Genomic DNA, 15,069 nt, shown 5'->3' on the forward strand with positions numbered 1-15,069 from the left:
CCTGACCGGATTGGCCTCGTGAACGAGAACCGGAATGCCCTTGTGGTCCGCGGCGGCTGGGAAGGGCACCAGCCGGTCGCCGCCACCGACCTGTTCATCCCCTACCTCCGCGACCAGCACTTCGACGTACGCGTGTGCGATTCGCCGGAACCGTACGCGGACGCCGCGTACATGGCGACCGTCGACCTGATCGTGCAGTGCCTGTCGATGGGCGAGATCACCTCTGAGCAGTGTTCCGGGCTGTCGGCCGCCGTAAGCGCGGGGACCGGTCTGGCCGGTTGGCACGGCGGCATCGTCGACTCCTTCCGGAACAACCCCGACTACCTGCACCTGGTCGGCGGCCAGTTCGCCTGCCATCCGGCGAAGCCGCCGCACGAGCAGGTGGACGGCGCGCAGGACAACTGTTTCATCCCGTATCGCGTGACCATGCTGCCCGAAGCGGCCGATCACCCGATCACCACGGGCTTGGCTGACTTCGACCTCGTCACCGAGCAGTACTGGGTGCTCGCCGACGACTACAACGACGTGCTCGCGACGACCACCCATCCGGCCCGCGCCCCCTGGAATCGCGCGGTCACCGTGCCCGCCATCTGGACCAGGAGCTGGGGTGCGGGCCGCGTCTTCGTCGCCACGCCCGGCCATGACCTGAACGTGCTCCGGGACCCCAGCGTCCGTACCGTCATCGAGCGAGGGATGGTATGGGCGAGCAGGTGAATGTCGGGATCGTCGGGTGCGGGGCGATCTCAGGGGCGTACACGACGACTATCGGGCGGTTGCCCGGGTTGCGCCTGGCGGCGGTGGCGGACCTGGACGCCGCGCGGGCGGAGGCGGTGGCCGTGGCCAATGACGCCCGTGCCCTGCCCGTGGCCGAGCTGATCGCCGACCCCGGTGTGGATGTGGTGCTCAACCTGACCGTCCCGGCCGCGCACGCCGGCGTGGCGCTGGCCGCGATCGCCGCGGGCAAGGACGTGTACGGCGAGAAGCCGCTCGCCGCCACCAAAGCCGAGGCCCTGCAGGTCATGCGCGCCGCGGCAGCCGCGGGGGTGCGCCTCGGCTGCGCGCCTGACACCGTCCTGGGCACGGGCGTCCAGTCCGCCCGCCGGCACGTCGACGACGGCCTGATCGGCGCGCCCATCGCCGCCACCGCGATCATGGTCACTCCTGGACACGAACGCTGGCACCCTAACCCTGACTTCTACTACGCTCCCGGCGGCGGTCCGCTTCTCGACATGGGGCCCTACTACATCACCGCCCTGATCCACCTGCTCGGCCCCGTCAGCCGGGTGATCGGCGCCGCCGGTCATGCCCGCCCCGAGCGCACCATCGCCTCAGGCCCGCGCGCGGGCACGACGATCCCCGTGACCGTCGACACGCACGTCACCGGAATCCTCATCCACGACTCCGGCGCTCTCTCCACGCTGGTGATGAGCTTCGACGCCGCCGCGACCAGGGCGGCCCCCATCGAAGTCCACGGCGAGAAAGCGTCCCTGATCGTTCCCGACCCCAACACATTCGACGGCGACGTCCTCATCCACCCCATCGACGGCACTTGGCAAGCCCTGCCCACCCTGGCGGGCTACCGAAACGCCTCCCGGGGCTACGGCCTGGCCGACCTCACAACCACGCCACCCGGCGAACTCCCCCGCGCGTCAGCACCGCTGGCCCTGCACGTCCTGGACATCATGGAATCCCTCCTGACCTCCACCACCACAGCCCAGGCCATCCCCATCACCACCACCTGCGCCCGCCCCGACCCGGTCCCCCTGACGGAACCCTGCTAAAGTCGAACGCGGGCGACCAGTGGCCCAAGTGGGCCCGGCCACGAGGCGCTGACCTGGACGTATGCCACTTTGATCACGTCTCGTCGGCCGGTCCCCCGCTCACGGTCACCTCCATCTCAGTGAGGTGGTAGGCGTTGCACGGATTGTGCTCCTCGGGGCAGTTCGACAGGCCGACGTAAACGTCCGCGAGGGCCTCCAGGACGATCCGGTCGCCGGGCGAGGTGGTCGGTTCCTTGATCTCCATCCGCCCGTCCGGGTGGTGGGCGATGTTCATGAACAGCGAGATGCACATGTCCGGGGAGATCTTCTGCGTGTCCAGCCCGAGTTCCACCCAGTCGGCGGTCAGGTTGTCGTAGCAGGTGAAGGTCTGGCCGGTGCCGTACCGGATGGCGTTGGACCACTGCGAGCAGTAGCCGCCGGTCATGTTGTGGATGCCGTTGTCGTCGTGGACCACCCGGAACATGGGGGCGCATTTGGTCGAGTAGACCACGTGGCCCTCCTTCAGGTCCCATCTGCCGGAACTCACCCGGGAGAACATGCAGGACAGGCGCTCGTCCTGGTCATCCACCATGGCGGCGATCAGGTCCATCACCTGCTGGCCGCGCACGTCGACGACGGTCAGGATCTGCCCGGCGCGAAGCTTGAGCGCCAGCCTGCCACGCGGCGGGACCACGGTGGTGCCCGTCGAGGTCCAGCCGTTGCGGTCGGTGGTCCCGGTGTCGGTCTTTGTGCCGGTCATGGCGTCAGTCATTGCATGGTCTCCATGGGACTCAATAGGCGGGATGAAAAGGACGTCACGGCGTGCCGAATCCGCCGCCGCCGGGGGTGCGGAGCAGAATGCGGGACCCGGGGGCCAGGACCGTCCGGCTCTTGGGCTCGGCGACCGGCACATCGTCGATGCGCAGCGCGCCGGGCAGGCCGTCCGCGCCGCCCGCCAGGCCGGGCGCCGGATGGTCGATCCGTTCGGTGAGGAAGACGATGTCCAGCGGCTCGTCATGCAGGCTGCGCAGCACGACCTCCTGGCCGTCGCCGCCGCGCCAGGCCCCCGCGCCGCCGGAGCCCCGCACGATCGTCTTCCGTTCCACCAGCAGCGGCGTCTGGGCCTCGATCACCTCCACCGGGGTGTTGGAGACGTTGCTCGGCGTGCTGAGCGTGGGATGCCCGTCCTGGCCCTCGCACGCGCCCTGCCCGCCGTTGAAGCACAGCAGCGAGGCGAACGGGCCGGCGTCGTCCCTGCCGCGTACGCCGACGACCCAGAACGGGGTGCCGGCCGCCGCCGCGACCCTGGCAGGCAGCGGGCCGAGCAGCGCACGGGAGAGCACGGCCGGGATGGCGTGCGCCGGGAAGTTGGCGCTGAGCGCAGCCGGCTTGTCCGGATTGAGCAGCGAGCCGTCCGGGATCCTGATCGTGACCGGGCGGAGCGCGCCCTCATTGTTGGGCAGGTCGGGCGCGAGCAGACAGGCCAGGCCGTACCGGGTGTAGCCGAGGGTCGGCGAGCCGGAGTTGATGCCGTACCTGCTCTGGCCGGAGGTGCCGGCGTAGTCCACCACCATCGTGTCCCCGGCGACCTCGACGGTCACCGTGATCTGCTTGGGCTCCTCGAACCCGTCCAGCTCGACCGTGGCGCCGTAGGAACCGTCGGGGATGCCCAGGATGGCGGTGCGCACCGCGGACTCCGTCGCGGCGCAGATCCGCCGGCCTGCCTCGGTCAGGTCCAGGTCGGGGTCGTCGGCCAGCATCGCGGTGATCCGCCGCACGCCGAGGGCGTTGGCTGCGACCAGCGCGTCCACGTCGCCGAGCACCTGCCGCGGCACCCGCACGTTGCGGGCCAGGATCCGCCGGATCAGCGCGTTCGGGGTCCCGCGTTCGACCAGTTTCACGGGCGGCAGGCAGAAGCCCTCCTCGAAGATGTCCTGGGCGAAGGCGCCCTCGGAGGCGCCGCCGATGTCGGAGAGGTGGCAGATACTGGCGACGAACGCCACGATCTCCCCGTTGTGGAAGACCGGGGTGGCGGCCGTCAGGTCGGGCAGGTGGGTGTTGCCGACCCACGGGTCGTTGGTGGCGAGCACGTCGCCCGGCTCCAGCCGGTCCCGGCCGATCTCCTCGACCATGGCCCGGACCGTGCCTGCCACCGTCCCGGTGAACACCGGCACCGACCTGCCGTACTCGACCAGCAGGTCCAGGTCGGCGGTGAGCACCGCGCAGGCCAGGTCGTTGGACTCGCGGACGACGGAGCTGAACGCCGTCCGCAGCAGCACCGCCGCCATCTCGTCCGCGACCGAGATCAGCCGCTGCCAGACGATCTGCAGCGTCGCGGCATCCCAGGTCATCATGGTGGTCTCCTAGAGCTCTCTGGTGTCGGACGGGGTGGCCGCAGGGAACAGCCGGGCGAGGAGTTGCGCGTCCAGGGCGAGTTGCCGGGCGATCCGGCCGACCGCCTCCTCGCTGGGGGCCTCGTCGGCGAAGTCCTGGGCGGCGTTGCCCGACTTCAGATAGACGGGCGCGGCCACCCGCACCATCTCCGGCACGTCGTAGCCGCGGACGAAGCCGCCGGTGGCGCGCGGGTTGTCGGTGTGCAGGTCCAGCGCGGCCGGGGTGGCCTGCCGGACCGCGGCGATCATGCGGAGGTCCAGGTCACGCTGAAGGTTGACGGAGTCGGCGCCGAGACCGGCCAGGAGCCTGGCGTGCAGCGGGTTGCCCGCGCCCATGTTGGAGGACGCCTTCAGCCGTACGGTGTCGGGCAGCAGCCCGTCGGCCCGCATCCGGTCGAGCAGCCAGAGCACGCCCTCGTCGAAGACCAGGAAGCCGCGGACCCCGAGCTCGGCGGCGTGCAGCGCGTCGTCGGCGGCGCGCACCACCTGCTCCATGCCGCGCAGCCGGTAGGCGCTGGCCGCGGCCACCTCCCCGGCGGCGAGCCGCTGACCGCCGATGTCGAACATGCCGCGCGGCCCGATCGCGACCCGCAGCTGTGCGTCGTGCTCGGCGCAGGCCGCCACCAGGTCGGCCAGCTCGGCGTCGAGCAGCCGCATGGTGCCGACCGTGTTGGTCACCTGGTGGAGCCTGATCCCGTACGGCCGCAACCGGCCGGCCAGCGCGCGCACGGTCGGGCCGAGCAGGGCGCCGGCGACCTCCCACTTGTACCAGCCGCCGTCGGCGAACCTTCCCGTGCTGGTCGGCGGGGTGTCCGGATCCCGGCCAGGCAGCCCGGCCGCGGCCAGGTAGCCGCGGATCTCGTCGAGCGTCATGCCGTCGCCCCGCTCCGCTCAGTCCCGCTTCGCTCGGTCACGGCCCGGCCGGGCGAGCCTGCGACCGCGATGTGCAGGTTGCCGTGCTCGTCGATCTCGGCCAGGTCGCCGGGGCCGACCACGGCAGTGCTCTCCGGCATCTGGAACACCGCGGGCCCGACCACCCGGGTGCCGGGCGGCTCCTCAAGCAGGCGCAGCACCGGCGCATCGACCAGGCCGGTCTCGGGGAACCACACCCGCCTGGTCCGGCCCGAGGCCCCGCCCGAGGCCGCCGGCGGCACCGTGCGCACCAGCTCGGGCCGGTCGAAACGGCCGTAGGCGCGGATCCGCCAGGTCACCACCTCGGCGTCGCCGTGCCCGGCCGGCACGCCGTAGATCCGGCTGTACTCGGCGGCGAACCTGGCCGCGTACTCCGCCGGGCCGTCCCCCGGCTCGGTCCGCACCTCGATCTCGAACCCCTGGCCGGCGAAGCGCATGTCCGCGGCGTGCTCGAACCGGACGGCGGGTTCTGCCAGCTCCGCCTCCGCCTGCCGGCGCAGGTCGGCGAAGACCTGCTCGACCGCGTCGGCGGGCCAGGCCGACAGCCGGGTGAGCTGGGTGCGGGACACCTCCACCAGCGGGGGCGCCACCAGCAGTCCCGTCGCCGACAGCACTCCCGCCGCGCTGGGCACCACCACCCGGCGCATGCCCAGGATGCGGGCGACCCTGGCGGCGTGCACGGGGGCGGCGCCGCCGAAGGCCACCATGGTGAAATCCCGGGGGTCGTGGCCGCGCTCGGTGGCGTGCACCCGCATGGCCAGCGCCATGTGCTCGTCCACCACCCGGACCACGCCGGCCGCGGCGGCCAGCGGATCCCCGCCGAAGGCCGCGCCGAGGTGCTCGGTCATCGCCCGTCCGGCGGCGGCCACGTCCAGGCGCATCCGGCCGCCGAGGAAGTAGTCCGGGTCCAGGTAGCCGAGCACGGTGTCGGCGTCGGTGACCGTCGGCAGGTCGCCGCCCAGGCCGTACGCGGCGGGGCCTGGGCGGGAGCCGGCGCTGTGCGGGCCCACCTTGAGCAGGCCGAGGTCGTCGAGTGCGGCGATGGAGCCGCCGCCGGCGCCGATCTCCAGCATGTCGACCACCGGCATGGTCACCGGCAGGCCGCTGCCGGCTTTGAGCCGGTGCACCCGGCCGACCTCGAAGCCTGACAGCACGCCAGGCTCGCCGTTGGTGATCACGCACACCTTGGCGGTGGTGCCGCCCATGTCGAAGGCGATCAGGTCGGGCACCCTGAGCAGCGTCCCGATGTGCGCGGCGCCGATCGCGCCCGCGGCCGGTCCCGACTCGAGCAGCCGCAGCGGGTGGCGGCGCGCGGTCCCGGTGGTGACGACGCCGCCGTTGGACTGCATCAGCACCAGCGGCACGGCCAGGCCCAGGCGGGTCAGCGCACGTTCGATGTCCTGGAAGTGCTCACCGGCCACCGGGCGGACGTACGCGTTGGCGACCGTGGTGACCGTGCGCTCGTACTCCCTGATGATCGGCGCCAGCTCGGCGGAGAGGGTTACCGGGACGCCCGGCAGCCGCTCGGCGAGCGCGGCGGCGACCGCCTGCTCGTGCGCGGCGTCCACGTACGCGTTGATCAGGCAGACCGCGACCGACTCCACGCCCAGTTCGGCCAGCCGGTCGGCCACCGCCGCGAGGTCCGCCGGATCGGGGGCGATCTCGACCGTGCCGTCCGCGCGGAGCCGTTCGGCGACCTCCAGCCGCAGCTCGCCGGGAACCAGCGGGTCGGGCCTGACCAGCCGCTGGTCGTAGAGGTCGTAGCGCCACTCCCGGCCGATGTCGAGCACGTCGCGGAAGCCGCGGGTGGTGACCAGTGCGGTCCGGGCTCCGCGCCGTTCGATCAGCGCGTTGGTGACCAGGGTGGTGGCGCCGACCGCGGGCCGGTCGATGTCGGCGGCCGTCGCGCCCGCGGCGGCCAGCACCTCCCCGACGCCCTGCTCGATGGCGCGGGAGAAGTCGTCGTAGGTGGTCAGGCACTTGCCCAGCCAGGCCAGGCCGGTCCGCTCGTCGAGCAGCACCAGGTCGGTGAAGGTGCCTCCGATGTCGAAGCTCACGCGCACGCCTGACCGCCTCCTCCGTGCTGCCCGGCCTGGGCCACTGGGTTGATCATGATCGATTTCCTTTACCTGACGGATGCGTAGATCAGCACGGGCAGGACCAGGCCGAGCTGGCCGCCGAACTGGACCCTGGCCAGCGCGGTCAGCCGCGCCGCCCCGTTCCTGCCTGTCGAGGCGGCGCGGACCGCCGCGGCGTAGCCCAATCCGGCGGCTGCGCCCAGCAGCGCCCCGCCGAGCAGCGCGAGCCAGAGCACGCCGGCGGCCCATCCGGCCGCCAGCCCGCCGGCGCCCGCCGCCAGCAGCGCCCCGGTCGGCAGCGCGCCCACCGGCCGGGCCGGCAGCCGGCAGGCCCCGGCGCTCAGCAGCACCAGCGCCACGACAGCGCCGGTGATCAGCGGGTCGCCGTCCCGGCCAGCGGCTGCGGCGACCTCCCCCGGAAGCACCGAGGTGAACAGGCCGAGCACACCGTTGGCGGCGAATGCCACCACGCAGGCGGCGAGCGGAGTCGTGCCGGGGTCGCGTACCTGTGTGCCGCCCTCACCGGGCCGCGACAATGGTGCCCATGCGACGGCCCGATTCCGGCCCACCAGCAGCGCGGTAATCACGAGCAGCGCGATCCCGGCGCCGAACGCGGCGCTCCTGTTCCCCAGGCTCGCGGCCAGCCCGGCGCAGCACGCGCCGGCTCCCACCCCGCCCAGCAGGCAGGCGGTGGCGATCGACGCTCCGCGAGCGTGCGCCGTCAGCGCCGAGGTGGCCACCGGGGAGACGACGCCGAGCGCGACCCCCGTCCCGATCCGCGCCGTCACCAGCACGGCCAGGTCGGGTGAGACCAGATAGAGCAGCCCTGCGGCGGCGTCGATGAGCATCGCCGCGGCCAGCACCCGCCGGGGCTCAGCGCGGGCGATCAGGCCGGCGAGCCGCCCCGTCCCGACCAGGCCCATCACGCCGGCGACCGTCGCGCCGTGCACGCTGAACAGCAGCGCGGTCGGCCAGGCACCGCCGCCGAGCAGCGCCGCGTAGTCCCGGTAGAAAGGACTGGGGAAGGCGCTGAACGCGGCGGCCACGGCCAGTGCCGCGGCGGGACCGGCCTGGTGGGACCTTTCGACGGCGGGTACGGCGATCACAGCCGTGCCTCCCCGCGGGTAATCCCCAGCAACGCCGCGACCAGCGCCACGTCCGCCACCGCCGAGCCGGCGAGGTCGGCCAGCACCCGGCGGCCCTCCCCGTGACCAGGCCATGCTCCGGGGGTGAAGATCGCCGTCGGGTCGGCGGCCCGGTCGGTCACCACCAGGTCCCGCGCGCCGGTGCGCCAGGTCAGGCTGCCGTCCAGGCTCACCGCGACCCCGCGCTCCGCCAGCGTGCCGAGATCGGCCAGCGCCGTCCGCGCGCCGGTCGCCGACACGGCGAGATCGGCGCCGCGCACCGCCGCCGCCACGTCGGTGGTGACCGAGACCGTGCAGCTCTCCGGCAGCATTCCGGGTGCCGCCTCCGCCCGGGCCGCCGAGGCCGCGGACCGTACGGCCACCCGGACCTCGCGCGGCGGCAGCACGGCCGCCAGGTAGCGGAGCGTCCACTGGTTGGTCGGCCCGAAGCCGACCAGGGCCAGCCGGGCGGGCGGCTCCGCGCACAGCGCCTGGGCGGTCGCGGTCGCCGTGGCGGCGGTACGCAGCCAGGTGGCCAGCATCCCTTCGATGAACGCCAGGTTGGCGGCGTCGCCGTACCGGGTGGCCAGGATGGCCGAGGTGGACACCCCCGGGGACCCGGCGCGTCCTGGCCGGTAGGACGCCCACTTGCTGATGGCCAGGTCGAGTGCGGGCACCACGCCGGCCACGGTGAGGAAGAAGCCGCCGTCGCCGGTGGACAGGGTCTGCTTGGGAAGCTGACTGGCCAACCCCGCCCCCAGGTCGGCGAGCGCGGCGGCCACCGCCGCGGTGAGCGTCCGCGGCTCGATGCCCACCGCCGCCACGTCGGCGTCAGTCATCCTCCGCACCGCCGTCACCCCCGCTCCCGTACAGGGCGGCCAGCGCCAGCGAGACCATGCCGGCGACCGCCCGCAGAAAGGCGGTACGGGCCGGGTCGAACGCCCGGACAGTACGGCTCACGAAGGCCAGGTCCCCCCAGACCCGCCCGCCGACGAAGAGCGGGAAGAGCACACAGGCGTGCAGGTCCTCGGCCGACGACATCCGGGCGGTCACCGGGAAGCGGCCGGCCAGCCTGCTCACGTCCGACAGTTGCACGACCTTGCCGCTCCGATAGGCGTGCGCGCCCATGAACCCCGGTTCCACCGGATGCCCGGCGGCCAGCGACTGCGTCCACCGGGACGACATCCCCGCCGAGGCCACCAGGGTGGAGATGTCCGCGCCCCGGCCGTCCCGCCCCAGCCGGAACACGGTGGCCGCGTCGCAGAAGTTGCGGTCCACGGCCCAGCGCACCACGGTGTCGGCGAGCGCGGTCACGTCCGGCATGGCGAGCAGGTTGTCGACGATCGAATAGAGCGCGTCGTTCTGGGCGTTGAGGGTGGCCACCGTCTCGCGCAGCCGCTCCTCGCTCCGGTCGTCCCCGAACTCGGCCACCGGCGGGAGGAACTGGTAACCCACCCCGCGTACGGAAGCGATCCACCGCGATCCGGACGGGGTGTCGCCCAGCTTGCGGCGCAGCCGCCCGATGTGGATGCGCAGGGTGTTCAGCCCGTCCCCGTGCTTCCACCGCCACACCCCGTGCACGATCTCGTGCGGCGGCACCGTCTGCTGCGACCGGCGCATCAGGTAGACGAGCAGGTCGAACTCGTTCTGGCTGAGCTGGACCGCGTCCTCGCCGAGCACACACCGGCGGGCTCCCAGGTCGACCCGGAGTTCGCCGGCCTGGAGCCAGCGGATCCGCAGCGTCTCGTCGCGGCGCGCTCCCCGGCAGAGCGCGGTCAGCCGGGCGAGCACCTCACGGGGGCCGCAATGCCGGTCGATCAGCAGGTTCGCGCCGGCGCCGAGCAGCGCGAGCACCTGGTCATGGTCGAGCGGCCCCGCCACCACGGCGATCGGGGAGGCGCAGGCCGCGCGCAGCGACTTGGTCGCCCTGAGCAGCCAGCCCGGGTTCGCTCCGGCGATCAGGACCAGCCTGGTCTCCCGTACCGACGCCTGGTGCGCGGCGCGCTGGACGTCCTCGAACGCGCCGACCGCCCACTCCCGTTGCCCCTGGAGGGCCGCCACGGGCGCGAGCGCCGGGCGGTCCGGCTCGCTGCAGAGCACCGTCGGGGAGAGCAGGGCGGCCTCCTTGCGGGTCATGATGCGGGCGGGCCGGCCGTACGCGGGTGAGGTCATCACGATCTACAGCACCTTGGAGAGGAAGGATCGGGTGCGTTCGTGCCGGGGATCGGCCAGAACCTGGCGCGGCGTGCCCTGCTCGAGGATCCGGCCGCCGTCCATGAAGGCCACCCGGGTGGCCACCTCACGGGCGAAACCCATCTCGTGGGTCACCACGATCATGGTCATGCCGCCGGCCGCGAGGTCGCGCATCACGTCGAGGACCTCGCCGACCAGTTCCGGGTCGAGCGCGGAGGTCGGCTCGTCGAAGAGCATCAGCTCGGGGCGCATGGCCAGCCCGCGGGCGATGGCGACCCGCTGCTGCTGCCCACCGGACAGGCTGCGCGGATAGGCGTTCACCTTGTCGCCCAGCCCGACCCGGTCGAGCAGGGCACGGGCCGCGCGTGTCGCCGGCTCCCGGGGCTGCCGGTTCACCCGGATGGGAGCCTCGATCACATTTTCCAGGACGGTGAGATGCGGGAACAGGTTGAAATGCTGGAAGACCATGCCGATCCGGGCCCGCTGCGCGCGGATCCGGCGCTCGTGCAGCTCGTGCAGCCTCCCGCCGCGCTCCTCGTAGCCGATCAGCTCGCCGCCGACGTACACCCGTCCCGCGTTGGGGCGCTCCAGGTGGTTGACGCACCGGAGCAGGGTGGATTTGCCGGACCCCGAGGCGCCGATCAGGCAGAGCACCTCGCCGCGCGCCACCTCCAGGTCGACGCCGTGCAGGACCTGGTGGTCGCCGAAGCGCTTCCGCACGCCGGTCAGCCGGACCAGCGGCTCGTCCCGCGCGGTCACCGGTTCGGGGCCAGCCATCGGCTCCACCTCCCCGCCCGGTAGGGCGCCGCCGAACCGTGCCGCGCGGCGAAACCGGCCCCGAGCCGCCGCTCCAGCCGATGTTCGAGCCAGGTCAGCAGGGTGACGACGACCAGATACCAGATGCTGACCACGATCAGCACCGGGATGGTCTCGTAGGTGCGGCCGTAGATGAGCTGCCCGGCGTAGAGCAGTTCGGGCAGCGCGATCACGCTGACCACCGAGGAGTACTTGAGCAGCCCGATCGCCTCGTTGGAGGCCGGGGGGACGATCACCCGCAACGCCTGCGGCAGCACGATCCTGCGGAAACTGTGCGTACGGCTCATGCCGAGCGCCTGAGCCGCCTCGGTCTGGCCGTGGTCGACCGCGGTGATCCCGGACCTGATGATCTCGCAGAGGTAGGCCGCCTCGTTCAGGGCGAGCCCGAGGATGGCGGCCGTCCACGGCGAGATCAGGTCATTGGTCTGGGCGGCCCAGAACTGCGGGCCGAACGGGATCCCGATGGAGATGACCGGGACCAGGATCGCCAGGTTGTACCAGATGATCAGTTGGACCAGCACGGGCGTGCCGCGGAACAGCCAGACGTAGCCGCCGGCGGTCGCGCGCAGGATCCTGCTGTCCGCCCGGCGCATCAACGCCAGCGCCAGGCCGAGCAGGCAGGCCAGCGCCATCGCCACCGTGGTGAGCAGCAGCGTGGTGCCGAGACCGGCCAGGATCCGGCTGTCGAAAAGGTATTTTCCGACGATGTCCCACTGGTAGTTGGGGTTGGTCAGCACCGAGGAGACCACCTGGGCGGTCACCACGAGGATCACCACGATCCCCACCCAGCGCCATGGCCTGGACCGCGGGACGACGACGTGATCCTGATCGGCGACCTGGTCGACAGGTCTGTGGTGCTCGGCTGCCGGTATCACCGGTCGTTGAACCATCGGCGGGTCAGAAGGCCGCGGAGTTGATGAGCGGCTCGGTGAGTCCCCGGTCGTCGACTCCCCAGGTCTGGAGGATCCTGCCGTAGGCCCCATCCTTGATGATCGCGGCGAAGGCGTCCCTGACCTCCTGGGTCAGCGCGCTGTTCTTGGGGAACGCGGCGGCGAAGTAGCCGTCGGTGGCGTAGCCGCCGGTGACCTTGAGCCCTTGCTGCCGGGTCATCGCGTACGCGTTGGCAGCCGAGTCGTTCGGAGTGACCTCGATCCGGTCACTGGTCAGCGCCAGCAGCGTCGCGCTCAGATCCTTGTACTCGTTGACGGTGATCTTCGGCTTCCCGCCGGAGACGCACTTCTTGGACGCCTCGTCCAGGTACTGCCCCTCCAGCGCCCCGCTGGGGATGCCCACTGTCACCCCGCACAGGTCGTCGAACCCCTGGATGTCCTTGGCGAAGGACGTTTTCATCAGGAAGTTGTTCTTGGAGGTGATGTAGTCGACGAAGTCGACCTGCTTCTCCCGCTCCTTGGTGTCGAACATGCCCGTCAGCGCGAGGTCGTACCGGCCGGATGTGAGCCCCGGGATGATCGAGTCGAACGCGACGTTCTCGAACGTGATGGTCCGGCCCAGCTTCTCCCCGAGCGCCGCGGCCAGGTCGACGTTGAGCCCTTTCCAGGTCGCGCCGTCGTCGTCGAGGAAGTTGTACGGCACCAGCGACGGATCGGCCGCCGCGACCAGCGTGGCGGACGTGGCTGGGGCGGACGCCGCCGCACCCGCGGAGTCCGAGGACGAAGAACAGGACGTCACGCCGAGGGTCAGGGCCGCCGACACAACGGCGACGATCATCGATCGGCGGGAACGGACACGGGCAACGGTCATGGGCGGGTCCTCCTGGCTGGTAGGGATTGCTCGCCGGAGGAACGGAGCCATCTCTGCCCTCCGAGAGGCATTCGAGGCCCGCCCCGTTTCACCAGAATTGCTGATATGTACCCTTAATGTTTCTTCCGCCCATATCGACATGTTTTAGACAGGTTCGGGCCTATACGGTGTCGGTCGAACCGATTGGGGGAGACCGTTGCCTGACTCGGCAGTGACCAGGATGATGGCCGCCGCACCGCTCGCCGACGAGATCGACCTGAGCGTCGGCCAACCGGACCAGCAGGTGGCCCCCGCGCTCCGCCAGGCCGGCATCGCGGCCATCGCCGAAGGCCGGACCGGCTACACGCCCAAGCTCGGCCTGGCCGAACTCCGTACCCTGATGGCCGAGGACATCGCCACCGCGACCGGCCACCGCCCCTCCCCCGAGGACGTGGTCATCACGATCGGCGGCACCGGCGCCGTCGCTGTCGCCATCGCGGCCGCCTGCTCCCCCGGCCGTCCGCTGCTGGTTCCCGACCCCGCCTGGCCCAACTACCGGGTGCTGGCCGCGTCCCTCGGAATCCCCGTCCTGACCTACCGCCAGGGCCCAGGCGGCGCCGCCTTCCTGGACCTGGACGAAATCGACCGAGGACTCACCGCCGGCGCCCGCCTGGTCGTCGTCAACTCCCCCGCCAACCCGACCGGCGCCGTCGCCTCCGCCGACCTGCTGGCCACCCTCGTCGACCTGGTCAGATCCCACGGCGCCACCATCCTCAGCGACGAGGCCTACGAGTCCATCGTCTTCGACGGCACCCGTGCCCCCTCACCCCTGACCACCGGCCCCGACCTCACCTTCGCCTGCCGCACCTTCTCCAAAAGCCACGCGATGACCGGCTGGCGGGTAGGCGCCCTGATCTCCCCACCCTCGTACCGCACCCCCGTCGCCGCCCTCCACGGAACAACCGCCGGCTGCGCCCCCGCCATCGCCCAATACGCCGCCATCGCCGCCCTAGACGGCCGCGGCCCCACCCCCACCCACCATTCCGCCTGCTACGCCGAACGCTACGCCCTGGCCCAGCGCATACTCGGCGACCTGATTCCCGCGCACTCCCCCGGCCGACTCGGCGGCTTCTACGCCTGGGCCGACGCCTCCGCCACCGGCCTGACCGGCCTGCAACTCACCGACCGCCTCCGGCAGCACAAGATCCTCGTCTCCGCAGGCGAGGTCTACTCCGCCACCGCCCCCGGCTGCTTCCGAATCTCGCTCACCCAGCCAGCCGACATCCTGACCCCGGCCCTCCACACCATCCGCCAGGCCATCCCCTGACCAGTGCCTCACGGAGCGCATGCACGAAGAGGCCGAGCGACTCCAGTCCGACCCGCGACCTGCTTGTTTCTCGGACGGGCTGCTATGCGGTGGCGTCGGGAGGGAAGGTGATGGTGATCCGGCGGCCGTTGGAGTAGCTGGTCACCGGGCGGTGGAGGGCGTCGCTCACGAGGCGGGCGATGTCCTGGAAGCGGGCGCGGCTTTCCGGGGTGTCGGCCGAGATGGAGAACGTGCCCGAGGTCGTGAGGTGGCGGATCACCTCGCCGGTCATCGCGGATCGGAAGCGGGCCTCCTCCTCGTCGGTGAGAGGCGTGGGACGGAAAGGAAGGTCGGGGATCATGGGTCTGATATTAGGGGAGATCATCCAGGCCGGCGGCTTGGAGCAGGCGTTTGGGGGCGGTGAGACGCCAGGCCTCGGTGACCAGTTCGAAGAGCTCTTCGCGGTCGATCTTGGTCAGGTGCACGACCACCCAGCCGAACCGCCCGGCGGTGAACTGGATCTCGAAGATGTCGGGGCGTTCGGCCACCAGGGCCAGCTGCTCCTCGATCGTCGACTTGAGGCCCACGGTTTCGGTTCGCTCCCACAGGTAGCCGAAACCCTTGCCGTTGACCTTCAGGGAGATCCACTCGCCGCCGTGGCCCTGCGTGACCTCGGGCAGCTCGTTCAGCATGTCCAGGAACTCGTCGACGCTCACACCCATGGGTCAGAATCTAGAGGTTCCCACT

At 71.7% G+C, this 15,069-nt stretch carries 15 protein-coding genes; 3 read left to right on the forward strand and 12 right to left on the reverse strand.

What is annotated here, in order from left to right:
- Window positions 1-18: 18 nt before the first annotated feature.
- Window positions 19-714, forward strand: coding sequence for a ThuA domain-containing protein (locus ABGB08_RS08690; RefSeq protein WP_347588171.1), 696 nt, complete (start codon window positions 19-21; stop codon window positions 712-714).
- A complete protein-coding gene (locus ABGB08_RS08695; protein WP_347588175.1) occupies window positions 699-1,781 on the forward strand; it encodes a Gfo/Idh/MocA family oxidoreductase in 1,083 nt (360 codons plus the stop codon). Before ABGB08_RS08690 ends, ABGB08_RS08695 begins: the two co-directional genes overlap by 16 nt.
- A 73-nt stretch (window positions 1,782-1,854) precedes the next feature.
- Here ABGB08_RS08695 and ABGB08_RS08700 read toward each other — a convergent pair whose 3' ends face one another.
- The 10 genes from ABGB08_RS08700 to ABGB08_RS08745 form a co-directional block, all read right to left on the reverse strand.
- The gene (locus ABGB08_RS08700; protein WP_347588177.1) at window positions 1,855-2,532 is read right to left on the reverse strand and encodes an urea carboxylase-associated family protein; all 678 of its coding nucleotides are present in this window, start codon (window positions 2,530-2,532) and stop codon (window positions 1,855-1,857) included.
- Window positions 2,533-2,575: 43 nt separating this feature from the next.
- On the reverse strand, window positions 2,576-4,114 hold the full coding sequence (locus tag ABGB08_RS08705; protein ID WP_347588180.1) for a hydantoinase B/oxoprolinase family protein: 1,539 nt from the start codon (window positions 4,112-4,114) through the stop codon (window positions 2,576-2,578).
- Between the two features lie 9 nt (window positions 4,115-4,123).
- Window positions 4,124-5,026: a hypothetical protein gene (locus tag ABGB08_RS08710; protein ID WP_347588182.1), complete on the reverse strand. Its 903-nt coding sequence runs from the start codon at window positions 5,024-5,026 to the stop codon at window positions 4,124-4,126.
- A complete protein-coding gene (locus ABGB08_RS08715; RefSeq protein ID WP_347588184.1) occupies window positions 5,023-7,122 on the reverse strand; it encodes a hydantoinase/oxoprolinase family protein in 2,100 nt (699 codons plus the stop codon). The genes ABGB08_RS08710 and ABGB08_RS08715 overlap by 4 nt, the downstream gene beginning before the upstream one ends.
- Before the next feature lie 68 nt (window positions 7,123-7,190).
- Window positions 7,191-8,249: a hypothetical protein gene (locus tag ABGB08_RS08720; RefSeq protein ID WP_347588186.1), complete on the reverse strand. Its 1,059-nt coding sequence runs from the start codon at window positions 8,247-8,249 to the stop codon at window positions 7,191-7,193.
- Window positions 8,246-9,106, reverse strand: coding sequence for a hypothetical protein (locus ABGB08_RS08725; protein WP_347588188.1), 861 nt, complete (start codon window positions 9,104-9,106; stop codon window positions 8,246-8,248). The genes ABGB08_RS08720 and ABGB08_RS08725 overlap by 4 nt, the downstream gene beginning before the upstream one ends.
- Entirely contained in the window at window positions 9,099-10,439 is a 1,341-nt protein-coding gene (locus ABGB08_RS08730) for a winged helix-turn-helix domain-containing protein (protein ID WP_347588475.1), read from the reverse strand. Before ABGB08_RS08730 ends, ABGB08_RS08725 begins: the two co-directional genes overlap by 8 nt.
- A gap of 6 nt (window positions 10,440-10,445) precedes the next feature.
- Window positions 10,446-11,237 carry an amino acid ABC transporter ATP-binding protein gene (locus ABGB08_RS08735; RefSeq protein ID WP_347588190.1) on the reverse strand — a complete coding sequence of 264 codons (792 nt, stop codon included), beginning with the start codon at window positions 11,235-11,237 and terminating at the stop codon, window positions 10,446-10,448.
- Window positions 11,216-12,052: an amino acid ABC transporter permease gene (locus tag ABGB08_RS08740; protein ID WP_347588192.1), complete on the reverse strand. Its 837-nt coding sequence runs from the start codon at window positions 12,050-12,052 to the stop codon at window positions 11,216-11,218. Before ABGB08_RS08740 ends, ABGB08_RS08735 begins: the two co-directional genes overlap by 22 nt.
- A gap of 121 nt (window positions 12,053-12,173) precedes the next feature.
- The gene (locus ABGB08_RS08745; RefSeq protein WP_347588194.1) at window positions 12,174-13,037 is read right to left on the reverse strand and encodes an ABC transporter substrate-binding protein; all 864 of its coding nucleotides are present in this window, start codon (window positions 13,035-13,037) and stop codon (window positions 12,174-12,176) included.
- A gap of 196 nt (window positions 13,038-13,233) precedes the next feature.
- Between ABGB08_RS08745 and ABGB08_RS08750 the strand changes: the two genes are divergently transcribed.
- Window positions 13,234-14,343 (forward strand): pyridoxal phosphate-dependent aminotransferase, encoded by a 1,110-nt coding sequence (locus ABGB08_RS08750; protein ID WP_347588196.1) that lies wholly within the window; start codon window positions 13,234-13,236, stop codon window positions 14,341-14,343.
- A gap of 82 nt (window positions 14,344-14,425) precedes the next feature.
- Here the strand turns inward: ABGB08_RS08750 and ABGB08_RS08755 are convergent, their stop codons facing one another.
- Together ABGB08_RS08755 and ABGB08_RS08760 are read right to left on the reverse strand one after the other, a co-directional pair.
- Window positions 14,426-14,683 (reverse strand): hypothetical protein, encoded by a 258-nt coding sequence (locus tag ABGB08_RS08755; protein WP_347588198.1) that lies wholly within the window; start codon window positions 14,681-14,683, stop codon window positions 14,426-14,428.
- Between the two features lie 10 nt (window positions 14,684-14,693).
- A complete protein-coding gene (locus tag ABGB08_RS08760) occupies window positions 14,694-15,044 on the reverse strand; it encodes an MmcQ/YjbR family DNA-binding protein (RefSeq protein ID WP_347588200.1) in 351 nt (116 codons plus the stop codon).
- Between the last annotated feature and the right edge of the window lie 25 nt (window positions 15,045-15,069).

The organism is Acrocarpospora sp. B8E8 (genome assembly GCF_039871605.1).
GTDB lineage: Bacteria > Actinomycetota > Actinomycetes > Streptosporangiales > Streptosporangiaceae > Acrocarpospora > Acrocarpospora macrocephala.